Genomic DNA, 16259 nt, shown 5'->3' with positions numbered 1-16259 from the left:
TAAAAGGCGCTAAGTGTAGTCATGTCGCTTGCAACATGCAATGCCACTAATACGCAAAACCCTTTTAGGTCATAGAAAATAAATGTACATCACCTAAACCAAAAACGGCCTGCGTATCTTGTAAATACACAGGCCGTTCATTATGTCTGGCGAACAATCTATTGTGTGGGTCCGTAAAGATTACTTAGGCAATATTCGCTAAAATCGCTGCAGCTTCCTGTTTTTGCTCTTCGCTACCCTCTTCCATCACTTCTTCAAGTAACTCTTTCGCAGCGTCTACATCGTCCATTTCAATATAGGCACGGGCCAAATCCAAGTTAGCGTTTTGTCCTGCGTCTTTATCTATATCAATCACCTTGTCTTCATCAGATACACCTGTGAAATCAGATAAACTCACATCAAGATCTAGTGCTTGGCTATCCGGGTCAATAGCGTCTGCATCATCGCCATCGTCCATCAAAGCCTCTACATCAAGGAAGTCGTCTGGAGGCGTTTGCGCGTCACTTTCCCCGTCGACATCACTAAGTAGAGCAGCGAGATCTAAATCAGGGTTATCGAGTTTAAGGTCATCCTCTTGAGCCTTTTCAGTCTCAGCGGATTGAGCCTCTTGTTCGTTCTCTTCAATTTCAGTTGGTGTGGCAATATCCAATTCCACATCATCTGGAATTTCAAGGTCGTCTAATGCAAGCTCCGAATCATCTTCTTCAAGGGCGAAAGTATCTTCGTCGTCTTCTTGCTCAGACTCAAAAGCACCATCTTCGTCTAGCTCAAAGGTTTCATCTTCTTCGTCTAGTTCAAACGTATCATCGCTTTCGTTGAATCCAAGGTTGTCGTCACTCTCTTCTAACTCGAAAGTGGCTTCATCATCTTCCTGCTCAAGTTCGAAAGTACCTTCTTCACTCTCTGCCAAAGATTCTTCTGGCTCCTGACCGTCGTCATCACTTTCAATTTCACTGGTGTCGACATCACTAGTATCGACTATGGTGTCTGACTCAAGACTTTGAAGAAGCTCATCGAATTCCGCACTGTCAAGATCGTCAAGAATCTCGTTGTCGTCTACATGATCGTCGTCATCGGAAGCAGACAGCCAGTCATCAAGGCCTGGAACATCGTCAAGTTCGTTAAAGTCTTCTTCGCTGTTCTTATCTGAATCGCTTTGGTTTAAATCAGTTTCTTCAGGTGAACTCGATTCTTCAGCAGCACTAGATTCTGATGATATTTCGTCATCTTCACCGTCTACTACACCGTCAATTTCTTGCTCTAATTCAAAGCTTTCTACTTCGTCATACGCGGCATTTAACAGGCTGTCGTCGTATTCATCACTGTCTTCTGCTGAAGCATCTTCCGCTGGCTCTGATAGCGCTGAGGGCTTTTCCTGCGCTAATGACTCTTCATCAGCTAAAGGCTCTTCCGTATCCATCTGACTGAACGAAGGAATATCATCCATCATCTGTCTTTCAAACGCTTCAATAGCATCATCTAGTGGATCGTCTGACGTTTGCCCTGCCTTTTCTTCAGCGTCTTCAACGACAGCGTCGAGCTCTGGCTCTACGTCTGTTTCTGGCTCTAGTTCTGCCTCGGCTTCAGGTTCTAGCTCTACTTCATCTTCCGAGTCGGCTTCAGGTTCAGATTCAAGTTCCGCCTCTAATTCAGGCTCAATCTCAGTGTCTTGTTCTGCATCTACTTCAGTGCCAAATTCTGATTCTGACTCGGCTTCCGCCTCAAGCTCTACTTCATCTTCCAAGTCGGCTTCAGTTTCAGGTTCAACTTTTTCTTCTGGTTCTAGGTCTTGTTCTGTTTCAGAGTCGATATCCTGTTCTAATTCAGATTCAAGCTCAGGCTCAGATTCAAATTCTAGCTCTGATTCTGGCTCAGGCTCAGACTCCAGTTCCGCTTCTAGTTCAGGCTCAAGCTCAGCGTCTTGTTCTTCTTCTACTTCGGTGCCAAGATCTGGCTCTGGTTCTGACTTCGGTTCACCTTCGGCTTCCGTCTCAAGTTCTACTTCATCTTCAAAGTCAGCTTCTAGCTCAGCTTCTGGTTCTGACTCAAACTCGACTTCAGGTTCGAACTCTGCATCTGTTTCATCATCTGGTTCTATTTCAGACTCAAGCTCAGAAAGTAGCTCGTCTGTCAGCAAATCTACATCTTCACTGCTTTTAGATTCTTCAGCTTCTAGTTCAGCAAGCAACTCATCAGTTAACGGGTCGCTGAAATCATCTTCGCTCGCAACTTCTTCATCGCTTTCAGGCGTTTCAAGGTCTACGTCTTCATCGTGAGCTTCTGGACTAACTTCAGGCTCGCCATCTAACTCTGCTTCAAGTTCTGCAAGTAGTTCATCAGTAAACGGATCGTCAAAATCACCGTCCTCATTAGATTGAGTAGGTAACTCGCTAGAAGCGCTTTCATCAAGCTCTATATCAGAAGGCATTTGATCCGCTGAGGGCATTTGCTCCGCTGAAGGCTCTTCAGCAAGCTCATCTTCCGCCTGTAGCTCAGCAATAAGCTCATCGGAAAGAGGGTCACTGAAGTCCGCGTTAGTTTCGATTTCGTCGGTGACTATTTCGTCTAAATCGTCGGTAATGGCATCAAGACTCTGAATAGACTGCGGCGACGGCGAAGAAGTTGTTATTTCTTCCTCAAGATCATCCTCGAATTCGTCATCTTCTTCACCTAGGTCACCCATCATTTCGATTTGCTCAATTTCATTTAACAAATCGTCGGTGATTTTATCAATTTCTTTATTTTGCTGATTAATTTCGTCGTCGAGCTTGCTCAGCATATCCTCATTGATAAGGTCATCGTTGCTATCTAGCTCATCAGTTAGACCTGCATCAACGCCGTGCTCTTCTAGCAAATCGTCAATACTGATTTCAGGCTTATCGTCCTCATCTTCTATGGTTGGCAAAGATGAAACACTTTCTGTTTCTTCGTCAGCGTCAGATAAATCATCAACCGAGCTGGCAAGCAACGCGTCTATATCGTCTTCATCAACATTGTCAGATTCAGCGGTTCCGTTGACCTCAGCCAGTATGTCGTCAGGGTCTATATCGCCCGACTCATCTGGCTCATCACTCTCAAGTTCTGCCGCGTCTTGGCTTTGTACATCATCAAGCAAGTCATCAATGTCAAAATCATCGTCATCTGTCGATGCAGCCTCGTCAGCAACTTCCGCCTTTGGCTCGTTTTCATCGGCAGCATCTTCATCAAAGATGTCGTCATCCCCTGACAGGTCGAAGCCTTCAAGGTCGTCTGCGTCGTTTTCGTTTAATACTTTATCTGACAGGTCATCGTCATCGAACAGGCTATCTAGTTCACTTTGATCAAGCTCACCATCGCCAGCTTCAAACAAGTCATCACTGCCTTCGTCTGGCACCAACATATCGTCTTCAAGGTCAGCGAAGGTTTCTAACTCATCATCTAGGCTTTCTTCTAAATCTGAGGTAAGTACGTCATCGAGCAAGTCGTCGTCATTAAATAAATCGTCATCTGATAACTCTGCTTTATCATCAAAGTCAGGGGCCAGTGCACTTGAAAGATCGCCTATGTCAGAGTCAGGTACCGGCACTTCATCGTTATCGGCTGTAATCGTAGGCCCAGCCGCAGGCGCTTCGTCAGGCTTACTATTACGTTTTAGCAGCCACAGGATAAGGCCACCTACTAACAATAGTGACAGAATTGCAGAGCCTATAATTAGACTCAGTGGGCTGGTAAGTGCGCTTAAAAAAGAAGACTGCTTTTCTGCTTCGCGCTGCGCTTGCTCGGCCTTGATCATGTCGAGCAATTCTTGCTGAAGCGCCACTTGCATATCAAGTTGGCTCTTAACATCACCTTCCACTTGTCCACGCAAGGTTTCTAGCTCGCCATTAACGGCCTCAACACGCTCGTACAAGCGTCTGTTTTCGTTAAGAATAGCTTCAACATTTTCCAGTGAGGCTGCAAATTGCATACGCAGCTCGTCAAATTGTCGGGTTTGCTCCTGATCTAAGCGAGTGATTTTTTGTTCAATATCAGTTTGGGTTTGCGTTAAGTCTTGTTGATTGACTAAAGGCGATGCAGGCTTGATATTTCTTACGCTACTGCCGGGCTTATTAAGCATTTCAGCAAATGCTCTATCATCCTGCTCAGCGCGCATCTGGGCTTTTTGCTTATCAATTCTGGCGATATATCGCTCTGATGGTAACTTTAATACCGCACCATCAACTAATAAATTTAAATTGCCATTTTCGAATGCGTTTGGGTTGAGCTCGTAAATGGCGCTCATAACCTGATATACGCTCAAGTTATTGTTTTGGCGATAGCGCTCGGCAATACGCCATAAGGTGTCGTTGGCGTCGATAGGGCCATATTCTAGGCCCGAATACTGATCAGTTGCGTCTTTGGGACCTTTTAAGAAGGTAGCGCGTTCTTGTGCATCTACAGTGATAATAGGGCCAGACAAACAAAGTGTTAGTAAAAGTAAGCCCGTCAAATGCAATTTCATAGCAGTCCTATATGCCCTCAAGCGTCTTTACCACCCGAGACGTATGGGCGGATTTTCTAGCCAATCAGTACGGAAGAAAATATTGGCTTTTATTTTTATTCTTAAGCCACCTTGAAACCATTAATAATCAAGCTAGCGTTTTACAGTCTTTATGAACTTAGCAGTAAGATTTATTTGCGCTTTTTAGAGTTCTTACCCTTCGCCTAAGTGTCTGACTGAGTATTGTTTTTAACGTTGTTCTATTCCTAACTTTACAAACTATAAACCAGTTATTAAGGGTGATCTAGTTAGACAGTAGTATTGAACCTCTCTATTGCCCAAATTTTAGCTAAAAGCCGCCATCTAGTAGCTTCAAGTGCTGTCTTTCTATCCCATTGAATAGTGCTGTCTTATTGCAACAGGAATCGCCCTTTCATTGCGTATCGGCAAGCACAGAAAAATGTTTACCTTTTCCTGTGCTTATCCGATTAATCAGAGGCTGTGTCTCTGTAGAGCATTTACAAGTAGTCGCGAATAAGTGTCTCAGCAATTTGAATGCTGTTTGTCGCTGCACCTTTGCGAATGTTGTCTGACACCACCCACAAATTTAAACCACAAGGATGAGTGATATCATTCCTGATACGACCCACATGCACAATGTCGTTGCCGCTAGCGCTGCTTACTTGCGTTGGGAATTGCTCATTTCCGTCGTAAACTGTTACGCCCGGCGCATCGGCCAAAAGCTCTTTAACATGCTGCGCATCTATTGGCGAACGCGTTTCTAAGTGAATAGCTTCAGCATGACCGTAGAAAACTGGCACGCGCACAGCCGTCGCGTTTACCAAAATACTTTGATCGCCCATAATTTTTTGGGTTTCCCACAGCATTTTCATTTCTTCTTTGGTGTAATCGTTGTCTTGGAATACATCGATTTGAGGGATAACGTTAAAGGCAATTTGGCGACTAAAAGATTCTGGCTTTACTTCACGTGCGTTTAGCAAACCTGCGGTTTGTTTAGCCAACTCTTCCATGGCTTCTTTACCTGCACCAGAAACTGATTGGTATGTGCACACATTAATACGGTCAATACCAACCGCGTCTTGAATAGGTTTAAGTGCAACCAACATTTGAATGGTTGAGCAATTTGGGTTCGCAATAATGTTTCTATTGCGAAACTCTGCCAGTGCATGGGCGTTAACTTCTGGCACCACAAGTGGGATATCTGGCTCGTAACGAAACTCTGAAGTATTGTCGATAACAATACAGCCTTCCTCTGCCGCTAGCGGAGCAAATTTTGCAGAAATGCTGCCTCCAGCTGAGAAAAAGCCAAATTGCACTAATGACCAATCGAAATCATCAGCATCTAATACTTCAATGTCTTCGCCTTTAAACGACACGGTACTACCTGCTGAACGTTTACTGGCAAGCGGATACAAACGGTTTACCGGAAAGTCTCGCTCTTCTAATAGTTCAATCATGGTTTGGCCCACTAAACCTGTGGCGCCAAGTACCGCTACGTCAAACGCTTGCGACATAATGCTTTGTGCTCCTAATATAAAAATAACTAAACCAGACTAACGTGAAAGCCCAGTTTGGTGAATGTGTCTTGGATTTGCTTACTGGTGTTTTTTGGCAAGTGTAACGCATAGGCGCTGCACTCGCGACGCACTCTGTATTGCTTGCGCAATGTAGAGAACGTATTTGCCATGTGTGTCTCTGGCGTTTCATTATGGCCTGACGCAAACGCGTTTCGCGTTATCTCATCGTCAATAGCTACATCATACACATTGTGGAATACGGCAATGAGATCATCAACAGACAACCGCGTTGCCTCTGGCGAATTTAACGCAGCTTTGATCGGGTTAGTTTTCTCTAAAAAGTCGCTAAGCACTTTGTCTGGGGCTTTGCCCACTACGTCACAAATTTGCTCGTAAATCATTTGCGTACCGCGCACTTTGCCTTCTACAGAGTGCCCCGCGATATGTGGTGTAACGAACCAAACATAGTCAAATAATGCTGTATTTATGGCAGGTTCATTATCGAATACGTCGAGTACCACCGTTGGCGGTTTTTCCCCTTGAAGTACGCTAAGTAGTGCCACTTCATTAATAACCTCACCCCGGCATGCATTTATAAGCAGCTGGTTTGACGTTAATCCTTCCAGAAACGCTTCGTCTATCATCTGATATGTAGGATATTCGCCGCCTTTAATAAAAGGCACGTGCAGCGAGATAACATCGCACTTTGCTATTTGCTCTAAGTCTACAAATGACTGACCGTTATGCTCCTTTTTACCAGATTTTGCTAGCGCTTGCTGTAGCGGTGGGTCATACAGACAGTGTTTAACGCCAATTGCTGTTAAAATTCTTGATAATGCAGTTCCCACATTACCAGCACCTACTATTCCCACTGTCGCATTATATAAATCGAGCTTTTGGGCTTTTTGCGCGTGCAGCAAAACACTTAACACGTACTCGGCAACCGCAACAGCATTACAGCCTGCTGCACTGCTATGCATAATACCCACGCTATCTAAATGCGTTTTATCTAGATGATTGGTTCCCGCCGTTGCCGTAGTAACAAACTTGAGCTTGCTAGCGCTGGTCAGTAGTTCAGGGGTAACCTTGGTGGTAGAACGCAGCGCAAGAATATCTACATCGCGCAGCATTTCAGGCACAAGAGATTGCCATGCATAGGTTTCAACCTCACCTACGCTATGAAGGTAATCGGTGCCAAACGGAATGGTATCTTCAAGAAGTATTTTCATGGCGCTAAGTGTACCTTAACTTAGGCTTTTAGTAACCCAGCGCCCTTGATTTATCTTATCGGTGATTCGTTTAATTTACGTCATTTTGATGCACGTTTGGCCGCAACATTAAAGAGACGGCCGAAGTTCATACAATCCTTTAAAACGGGAACGCTTGGAGCAAACCGCTTTAGCTCACGTTTTTTGTCCACTTCATCCGTTGCGATCATCGTATTAGATAACGTTAAACTTCACGCCGTTACTTGTCATATCCAGGGAAACGGCGTTCAACGCGTCGCTTAATACCCGGCCATGCTAACGAACCACCAGCCTGCCGGGTGACTTGATCGGCTTGTGTACGAATGCCATCTAGAATTGCCGAATGAATTGGAATAAGCGGTTTGCCTGTGGCCTGCGCTTTTAACTGAATTTCACAGGCGCGCTGCATAATAAACATAAACAAGAATGCATCGGGAATATTGTCTGCACAGGTTAAAAGCCCGTGATTGCGCAAAATCATAAATTGGGTATCGCCAAGGTCGCGAACCAATCGCACTTTTTCTTCTGGGTTTAGCGCCACGCCTTCGTAGGCATGATAGGAAAGCGACGCCAGCGGGAAAAGCGACTGTTGCGAGTAAGGCTGCAGCCCTTCTTCTAAAATGGATACCGCTACGCCTTCTGCTGTGTGCAAATGCAACACGCACTTTGCATCGTCTCTAGCCTCATGAACAGCGCTATGAATAGTAAAACCTGCTGGGTTAATGTCGTATTCACTTTCCATTACTTTGTTACCGTGAAGATCAACTTTAACCAAGCTTGATGCCGTAACTTCATCAAACATTAAACCGTAGGGATTAATCAAGAAATGATGGTCAGGCCCAGGAACACGAGCAGAAATGTGAGTAAAAATGAGATCGTCCCAACCATACATAGCAACTGCGCGGTAGCATGCGGCTAGATCAACACGGGTTTGCCATTCTTCACTGCTAACTTTCGACTTTACTGAATCTGTCATAGCTTTACTCTTTTAACGTACAAATTAATTTCATTTGGGGCGGGAGTCCTAGGTGGAAGGCTCGATACCTTGAACATTTCAATGAAACTTCCACTTACTCTCTCTTAACGCCTACATTACGCGCAGTAATTGCTATACACTGTCGGGTATACGACAGTGTAAGAAATTTGTTAAATGGAAAAATTTAAACCTGTTCTCGCTAGCTCTACTTGGTTTAGCGCGCTTCCACCCTATTTGCAGAAAGCCATGTTCGACAAGATGCGTCTAAAACACTTAAAAGCTGGGCAGCAACTGCATGCCAAAGGTGAAGACGGTGTCGGTTTTTATGGCGTATGCGAAGGCCGTTTAAGAGTGGTTACTGTGGGGGTAGATGGTCGAGAGATGCTATTCGCGTTGCTTGGGCCCGGCACCTGGTTTGGTGAAATATCGATGTTTGACGACCTCCCTCGTACTCACGACAACTTCTGCGAGACAAATTGCATGGTGGCGATTATTCAAAAGAACGCGTTTAAAGCACTGCTTGAGCAATATCCTGAACTCTACCCGCATTTTACTCGCCTTTTATGCACGCGAGTGCGCAGCGCGTTTCAGTTTATTGACTCAAGTGCGGGTCTTAGCCTCAAGCACCAGCTTGTAAAACGGCTTTTAATGCTTACCACCAGTTACGGTCAGCATTTGCCCAAACATAACGCGATTACACTTACCCTTTCGCAAGAATCTTTAGCGCAAATGATAAATAGCAGTAGGCAAACGGTGAACCAGTTATTAGGTGAACTTCAACAAGAAGGTTTGGTTAAACGGCATTACGGGAAAATCACTATTCCCGAACCAGATACCTTGTTTAGTCGTTATCAGTTTATTTGACTTGACGCTTCAGCCACATTACTGGGTCTTTCCTCCGTATTTCAATCGCATAGATGTATAGAGTATTTCATCTGTTGATGAAGTACCCTAATGACGAAAATGCCGTCATCGACTTTTTTATAGAAGACCATGTGCCTATGAACTGGCAGTTGAAAGTAAGTCTTTCTGATATCCTCAGCTGAAGCACCGATACTAGGGTTTTCCGCCAGAATGACTAGAGCTTCGTGTAGGGCAACAAGATAGGCTTCAGCTTGAGTTACGCCATGAATATTGGCTGAATAATCGTAAATCCCGGAGATAACTTCCTCTGCTTTATTGGAGAGGGTATATTTATTCATTCTGAGGCTCGAGTTTTCTTAACTTGAATAATATCTAAAACATTCTTATCACTTTTCCCACTCAATTCACCTTCTATGAGAGCTAAGCTAATTGCCTCTCGCTCACTCTGATTGCGACGCACTAAATCGCGAATATAATCACTAGCATTAGCAAATTTGCCAGTTTTTACTTGTTCATCAATCCACGTACGCATTTCGTCAGGAAGCGACACATTTAAAGTTGCCATTGTCTATTTCCAAATGTCCACCATTTGCAAATTATGGCAAACATTGACAAAGATTGCCGATTGAGTAATGAAAGTTGGTTTAACCGATAGCTCAGAGCACTTAGTTAAACGACAAATTTAGCGTCACTCGAAACACTGCGCTTAATAAAAATTTGACATTCTGCTTCACGGACAAAACACACAATTACAATCGCTTAAGCGGCCGCTTCTGAAAACACAGGTTTTATTTAAAAAATACCAATAAAAAAAGGGCGTAAACACAAGCACCCACGGTGCTCAGGTTTACGCCCTTTTGTCTTCTTTGAAACTTCTTAACTGAAGCTAAAAAAGCTTACTGGTTCAAGCGGTTTTAATTAACCGTTGTAACGCTGCATAACAAGCGTTGCGTTAGTGCCGCCGAAACCAAAGCTGTTAGACATAATTGTGTTTAACGTTGCTTCACGAGCTTGGGTAACAATATCTAGCCCTTGTGCCGCGTCGTCCAGTGTGTCGATGTTAATTGATGGCGCAATAAAGTTATTCTCCATCATCAACAAGCTGTAAATAGCTTCGTTTACACCCGCTGCACCTAGTGCGTGACCTGTCAGTGACTTAGTTGCACTAATTGGTACGCCCGCTTGGCCAAACACTTCTTGAATAGCGGCAAGTTCTTTCACGTCACCTACAGGCGTAGATGTGCCGTGGGTATTCAAGTAATCGATTGGAGCATCGATATTTTGCATTGCCATTTTCATACAGCGAATTGCGCCTTCACCCGACGGTGCAACCATGTCGAAACCATCTGATGTAGCGCCGTAACCTACAACTTCGCCGTAGATTTTTGCGCCGCGTGCAAGCGCGTGCTCAAGTTCTTCAACAACAACCATACCGCCGCCGCCAGAACTTACAAAGCCGTCGCGTGCTGCGTCATAAGTACGTGATGCAACGGCAGGATTGTCGTTATATTTAGAGCTTAGTGCCCCCATAGCGTCGAATTGGCTTGATAGTGACCAATGTAATTCTTCACCGCCACCGGCGAATACTACGTCTTGCTTACCAAGCTGAATAAGCTCTAGCGCATTACCAATACAGTGGGCACTAGTTGCACACGCAGAAGCAATTGAATAGTTCACGCCGCGAATTTTAAACGGTGTCGCTAGGCAAGCCGATACCGTAGACGCCATACAGCGGGGAACCATGTATGGACCAACACGCTTAACGCCTTTTTCGCGAAGAATATCAGCAGAAAGCACTTGGTTTTCAGAAGACGCGCCACCTGAGCCAGCAATAATACCTGTGCGCTCGTTTGAAATGTCGCTTTCTTCTAAACCAGAGTCTGCAATGGCTTGTTGCATCGCCACGTATGCGTAGCCTGCCGCATCGCCCATAAAGCGCATAGCTTTACGGTCAATATGGTCTTTCAAATCGATGTCGATGTTGCCCCAAACTTGGCTGCGAAGGCCCATTTCGGCGAACTGTTCTGAAAATGTAATTCCAGACTTACCCGCTTTAAGTGAAGCAAGTACGTCTTCTTTATTTACGCCGATGCTTGATACGATACCAAGACCGGTGATAACTGCTCTTCTCATAGTTTACCCTTTGCGTTGTTGCGGCTTATGGTAACGATTTTGAATGGTAAAGTGGTCTGCTCTGCCAATTGCCATACTCAATTTATCCAAAATTAAGCGCTGCAGTACCTGTTTCAATTCTGGGCTTATGTGTATAAACAGGTAGTTTCCCACTTCCCTTCTTTTTCGTTTTTGCCGTCTTCGTCTAAGCTTTCTTATTCGGAATAATTCCAATGTAGCACGAATGCACAGGGTCATGACCAGCGTTAATTTATACCTTCACAAAACCTTCAAAATAGCTTTAGCGGTTTCTTTTATTGACCAAAGTGAGCTCTAAGTTTGTTCTTAAATATTTTACCCGTATCTTCTCTGGGCAGAGTATCGAGTATTTGCAACATTTTAGGCCACTTGAACCGCGCCAGTTTGCCATCTAAATACCCGTGTAGCGCATCAATCGACAGCGCGTTGTCGGGTGAGCATTGAACAGCCACCACGACTTTCTCGCCATACTCAGCATCAGGCACACCGAATACCGCGCAGTCTGCAACCTCAGGCATTTCGATGATGACGCTTTCTATTTCAGCAGGAAATATATTGGCGCCACCTGAGATGATCATGTCTTTTTTTCTATCGCAAATATATAAGTAGCCATCTTCGTCCACATAACCCATATCACCTAATGTCGTGAATTCACCAACATGTAAGTCGCTTTGCGAGCCCGTAGTATTGGTATATTTGAATGGCGCGAACATGGAAAGGTGCGCATATATAACGCCAACACCACCTACTTTGCACTCCTCTTTATCGTCGCTCAGTATTTTAATCGCGGCACCGGGAATGGGCTTACCCACAGAATTTGGCTTATCTAATGCTTCTTGAGATGAAATTAGGGTCATAAAGCCTAATTCACTAGCACCATAAGATTCATAGAAAATTGGACCAAACCAGTTAATCATTGCTTCTTTCACATCGCTTGGCAGTGCGGACCCGGTTGATAAGGCAAATCGCAAGCTTGAAGTGTCGTATTTGCTTCTTATCGACTCGGGCAGTTTAAGTAGCCTCACCATCATGGTAGGAACAATATAGGCGTGAGTCAGCTTAAACCGCTCTATGTCTTGTAAAAAGCGTTCGGGGTCGAATTGAGGCTCAATGTATACATCAATATTACCCGCTGCTAAACAGCAGAGCGTAAGCGCATGTGGTGCACTGTGATAAAGCGGTGCCGAGACAAAAAAGCGATCACCTATTGATAGCTGCATTAACGCTTCAGACAGCCCTTTAAATATTAAATAAGGGTCTGGCCGCGTTAGGTCTACATCTCGCTTAATACCTTTAGGTTTTCCGGTACTGCCAGATGTGTAGGGAAACATGCCCTTAAAGCGTTTTGGCGGTTCATTGTGGCGCTTTGCGTTTGGGGCAGCTAATAGCGTATCAAGGCAAAGATACCGCTCCCCGATTTTCGGTTCCGTAGCCAATTCAGAATCACCTGTAAGATGATAGCGCTCTAAAATGCTTTCCGGCGTTTTAATCGTGTATATCGCAGACAAGGTGGGAACTCGTAATAACGTTTCGTGGACATTCTCACCCTTTAATAAATCGCGATGAGCGAATAGCACTTTAGCGCCACAGTCGTCTAAAATAGGCAAAAGTTCGGCAACGGGGCTGTGCCAATTAAGCAGAACATAGCGCGAACCCACATATCGGCATGCCTCTACTATTTCAAATATATCGACGTGGTTTCGCATAAAAATAGCGACCACATCGTTATCGCACACACCATGTTCAGCAAGTGCATGTGCTATAATACGTGCACGGTCATCCATATCGCCTCTACTGCGTCTGTAAATACTTTTGCCGCATTGATAAACCCCCCCTGCCATATCTTCCCCCTGTACTATTCGCAATATGCAACAATAAAATTAACAAAATTTTTACAACGAGATTTAAATAAACGCATTGTTATTATTGATACATTGCTATTTACGTATGCAATGGGAAAATGCAGGCCCTGCTCAAATGTAAACTTATGCAGAAAAACAAAGTGGTGGCAGGTAGAATACGCCACCAACTGTTACAGATTTAAATAACAAGAAAACGGGCTGATGCGTTGTTATCGCTCAGCCAAAACCACAGGAGAAAAATAAACAGTGAAATCTAAGCATGCACAGGTTCATTTTAATGAGAGCGGTACGCCTGTCGCCGACCATTTTAACGACGTTTATTTTTCTAACGACAGCGGAATTGATGAAACCCAACACGTTTTTGTTGCAGGCAACGACCTTGCTGAACGCTGGCAACAGTGGCCCAACCCTACTTTTGTCATCGCCGAAACAGGTTTTGGAACTGGGCTGAACTTTTTGGTCACCATGCGTGCCTTTAACGAATTTAGAGCAGCGAACCCTGATCATCCGTTAAAGCGCCTGTATTTTATTACCACGGAAAAGTTTCCACTGCCTCAACAGGATATGCAGCGTGCGCTAGAAGCTTTTCCTGCTCTTAAAGACGAAGCGGAAGCACTCGCTTCACTTTACCCCATGGGACTTGAAGGTTGTCATCGCCTTCATTTTGATAACCATTCAACCACACTCGACTTGTGGATTGGTGATGTACACGAGCTTTTGCCTCAATGGCATTCTCCTGTAAATGGCCTCATCGATGCCTGGTTTTTAGATGGTTTTGCACCAAGCAAAAACCCTGATATGTGGACCGATGCACTGTTTAGCCAAATGGCTCGCTTGTCAAAAACAGGTACAACATTTGGAACCTTTACCGCCGCAGGTATCGTAAAGCGAGGGCTAGCTGGTGTGGGTTTTACCATTAAAAAACGCAACGGTTTTGGCCGTAAGCGCGACATGTTGACCGGCGTTTTTGACCAAGACAATGAGAATGTGCAGCATAAACTTCGCCTACCTGCTGGCCCCTATTATAGGTACGCGAACGACAGTTTAGATAAAACAAGCAAAGTCGCAGTAGTAGGCTCCGGCCTTGCAGCAGCTACGGCATGCCTGGCTTTAGTAAAACGCGGCATTAGCACTACTTTGTATTTCGATGGTGACACCCTTGCAAGCGGCGCTTCTGGCAACCCGCAAGGCGGTTTTTACCCGCAGCTTCATAGCGAAGCAAGTATTGCCAGCCGCATTCAAGCGCATAGTTTTTTGTATGCTAGACAAGCCTACGACCACACTATTGAACATGCAAAAGCCTGTGGCCTAGCCGACGTTGCCCATGATTTCTGTGGTGTTATTCAATTAAGCTTTAACGACAAGGTAGCAGAACGTCAAAATAAACTGGCAGCAGCCGACGTATGGCCTGAAGCTTTGATTAAACCCGTGGACAGCAAAGAAGTGAGCGATATCGCTAACCTAGCTCTTCCCTACTCTGGCTTATACATTGGCTTGGGCGGATGGCTTTCTCCTCCGCAGCTAGTTACTGCCATGATTGAAGAAGCACTTCAAAGTGGCAAACTCGAGTTGAAACCCAATCATACCTATGTGTCTCATGAGGCAGTTGAGACAACAAAGCAGCGGGTGCAGATTCGTTTTAATTTCGATAGCGCTGAGAGTGAAGAAGTTATTACTGCCGATCACCTTATCCTTGCCCTTGGTGCAGGTGCGGTAAACGCTAGCGATTTTAACAGCCTGTCCCTTCGCCCTGTTCGCGGCCAGGTTGAAGCTATTCCCACCCAAATGCCAATTGAACAGCTTAACACTGTGTTGTGTCACAAAGGCTATATGACACCTGTATTCGAAGGTCGGCACGCGTTAGGTTCAACCTACGTTAAAAACGACTTAAGTACCGATGTACGAGGCGATGAAACTGAAATGAACCTCGCCACACACGAACAGGCGCTGGCAAGTACCGACATCGTGCAAGCATTACAACATGACGGTAAAGCCAGAGCCGCTACGCGTTTAGGTTCACCCGACCACCAGCCTGTTGTCGGTGCACTACATAATTTTGACTCATTAAAAGAGCACTACACTATGCTAGGCGTGGGCAAACCGTTGACTAGCGCGCCAGTGTTGCCAAGCAGCGTAGTTTCCACCCTTACTTGCTTAGGGTCGCGAGGGTTAACCACAGCGCCTTTAATGGCAGAGGTCTTGGTGAGCAGTCTATGTAAGGAGCCGCTACCTTTAAGCAATGAACTGCTTAATGCTGTAAACACAAGCCGCTTTATGACTCGCGAAGCGATGAGAAATCAGGGTTAATAAACGGAGAGGTTTTTGTGAAAATTCTCCTTTGCCTTAAACACAATAGATCGGATATTTAGAGGTTTTAAAGCGAACATGAAATGAGTTCGCTTTGAAAAAACAGAGCACAATGGAAGTAAATGGCTAGTTTACGCTAGCCATTTTATTTAAATCCATCACGATAAAAGCGGGAATGTATACGTTAGCGCTTGCTACCACTTGTTTATTTTCCAGCGACACGATACGGGCGTTTACGCGGACGCCTCTGTCATCTTCAATGATGGTGCCAGTTACAACATGGTCCATCTCAACCTGTTTAGCGAGTGCAGTACCATCTCGAGTAAGTACGAAATCGCCAATTGGCGTTACGGTAATGCCACCTGCAAGCTTAAAGTCGACAACCGCTAACCCAAAGTCTTGTAGCTCGGCTATTAGATACTCTGAAAGCTGATTGCCTAACACGGTGCTGTCGCTCAACGACTGATTAAGCCTCACAAAACTCGCCACACCCACCATATCTTGCTGCGTAAGACGGGTTGCATTGTCCATTAACTCCATCGCAAGTTGCGAGGCGTAATCATTTAAGCGCTTGTGCGTCTGTGAAGGTGAATAGCCATGGTGTAATGGGTCTTTATAGCCGGGGTCGACTTCCACGTGCTGTTGATATTGTCTATCGCGAGAATCTGGTGTGTACTCTAGCCCTGAGCGGCTTGGTACAGGCACTGGCTCGGCGTGATGCGTAATTTCACCGTCTTCACCTAACCAAAATGAGCCAATAGATTGTGTGCTAGTACACCCTGTCATACATACACTTAGCATTACGCCAACGGCTGCCCAACTGCTTGACACAAGCTTCTTTGTAAACACCATGCT

11 protein-coding genes are annotated in these 16259 nt (G+C 45.0%); 2 read left to right on the top strand and 9 right to left on the bottom strand.

All coding sequences use genetic code 11. The features are described 5' to 3' along the window. Positions 1-184: 184 nt before the first annotated feature. The 4 genes from ACX5KA_RS20665 to ACX5KA_RS20650 all read right to left on the bottom strand — a co-directional run bounded on the left by ACX5KA_RS20665 (position 185) and on the right by ACX5KA_RS20650 (position 8220). Complete coding sequence (locus tag ACX5KA_RS20665; RefSeq protein ID WP_458732104.1) at positions 185-4480, bottom strand: FimV/HubP family polar landmark protein; 4296 nt, start codon at positions 4478-4480, stop codon at positions 185-187. A gap of 497 nt (positions 4481-4977) precedes the next feature. After that, the gene (locus tag ACX5KA_RS20660) at positions 4978-5994 is read right to left on the bottom strand and encodes an aspartate-semialdehyde dehydrogenase (protein ID WP_014979671.1); all 1017 of its coding nucleotides are present in this window, start codon (positions 5992-5994) and stop codon (positions 4978-4980) included. Positions 5995-6023: 29 nt separating this feature from the next. Beyond that, on the bottom strand, positions 6024-7226 hold the full coding sequence (locus tag ACX5KA_RS20655; protein ID WP_458732103.1) for a 4-phosphoerythronate dehydrogenase: 1203 nt from the start codon (positions 7224-7226) through the stop codon (positions 6024-6026). A 238-nt stretch (positions 7227-7464) separates the two neighbouring features. Next, a complete protein-coding gene (locus tag ACX5KA_RS20650) occupies positions 7465-8220 on the bottom strand; it encodes a class II aldolase/adducin family protein (protein ID WP_039225270.1) in 756 nt (251 codons plus the stop codon). Between the two features lie 174 nt (positions 8221-8394). Here ACX5KA_RS20650 and ACX5KA_RS20645 point away from each other — a divergent pair, with 174 nt between their 5' ends. Continuing rightward, a complete protein-coding gene (locus tag ACX5KA_RS20645) occupies positions 8395-9084 on the top strand; it encodes a Crp/Fnr family transcriptional regulator (RefSeq protein ID WP_458732102.1) in 690 nt (229 codons plus the stop codon). A gap of 41 nt (positions 9085-9125) precedes the next feature. Here the strand turns inward: ACX5KA_RS20645 and ACX5KA_RS20640 are convergent, their stop codons facing one another. From ACX5KA_RS20640 to ACX5KA_RS20625, 4 genes are all read right to left on the bottom strand, one after another. Further along, on the bottom strand, positions 9126-9422 hold the full coding sequence (locus ACX5KA_RS20640; protein WP_278344279.1) for a type II toxin-antitoxin system RelE/ParE family toxin: 297 nt from the start codon (positions 9420-9422) through the stop codon (positions 9126-9128). Further along, a complete protein-coding gene (locus ACX5KA_RS20635; RefSeq protein ID WP_014976888.1) occupies positions 9419-9649 on the bottom strand; it encodes a type II toxin-antitoxin system ParD family antitoxin in 231 nt (76 codons plus the stop codon). Before ACX5KA_RS20635 ends, ACX5KA_RS20640 begins: the two co-directional genes overlap by 4 nt. A gap of 353 nt (positions 9650-10002) precedes the next feature. Continuing rightward, a complete protein-coding gene (fabB, locus tag ACX5KA_RS20630; protein WP_014949953.1) occupies positions 10003-11217 on the bottom strand; it encodes a beta-ketoacyl-ACP synthase I in 1215 nt (404 codons plus the stop codon). Positions 11218-11510: 293 nt separating this feature from the next. Continuing rightward, a complete protein-coding gene (locus ACX5KA_RS20625) occupies positions 11511-13076 on the bottom strand; it encodes an AMP-binding protein (RefSeq protein ID WP_458732101.1) in 1566 nt (521 codons plus the stop codon). A gap of 267 nt (positions 13077-13343) precedes the next feature. On the opposite strand from ACX5KA_RS20625, the gene mnmC reads away from it, so the two are divergent. Beyond that, positions 13344-15404 carry a bifunctional tRNA (5-methylaminomethyl-2-thiouridine)(34)-methyltransferase MnmD/FAD-dependent 5-carboxymethylaminomethyl-2-thiouridine(34) oxidoreductase MnmC gene (gene mnmC, locus ACX5KA_RS20620; protein ID WP_458732100.1) on the top strand — a complete coding sequence of 687 codons (2061 nt, stop codon included), beginning with the start codon at positions 13344-13346 and terminating at the stop codon, positions 15402-15404. 126 nt (positions 15405-15530) lie between these two features. Here mnmC and ACX5KA_RS20615 read toward each other — a convergent pair whose 3' ends face one another. Further along, positions 15531-16256 (bottom strand): FlgO family outer membrane protein, encoded by a 726-nt coding sequence (locus tag ACX5KA_RS20615; protein ID WP_458732099.1) that lies wholly within the window; start codon positions 16254-16256, stop codon positions 15531-15533. Between the last annotated feature and the right edge of the window lie 3 nt (positions 16257-16259).

This window comes from Alteromonas alvinellae, from assembly GCF_902705805.1.
Note: the sequence above shows the minus strand (reverse complement) of the source record. Positions and strands in the feature narration are given on the sequence as shown.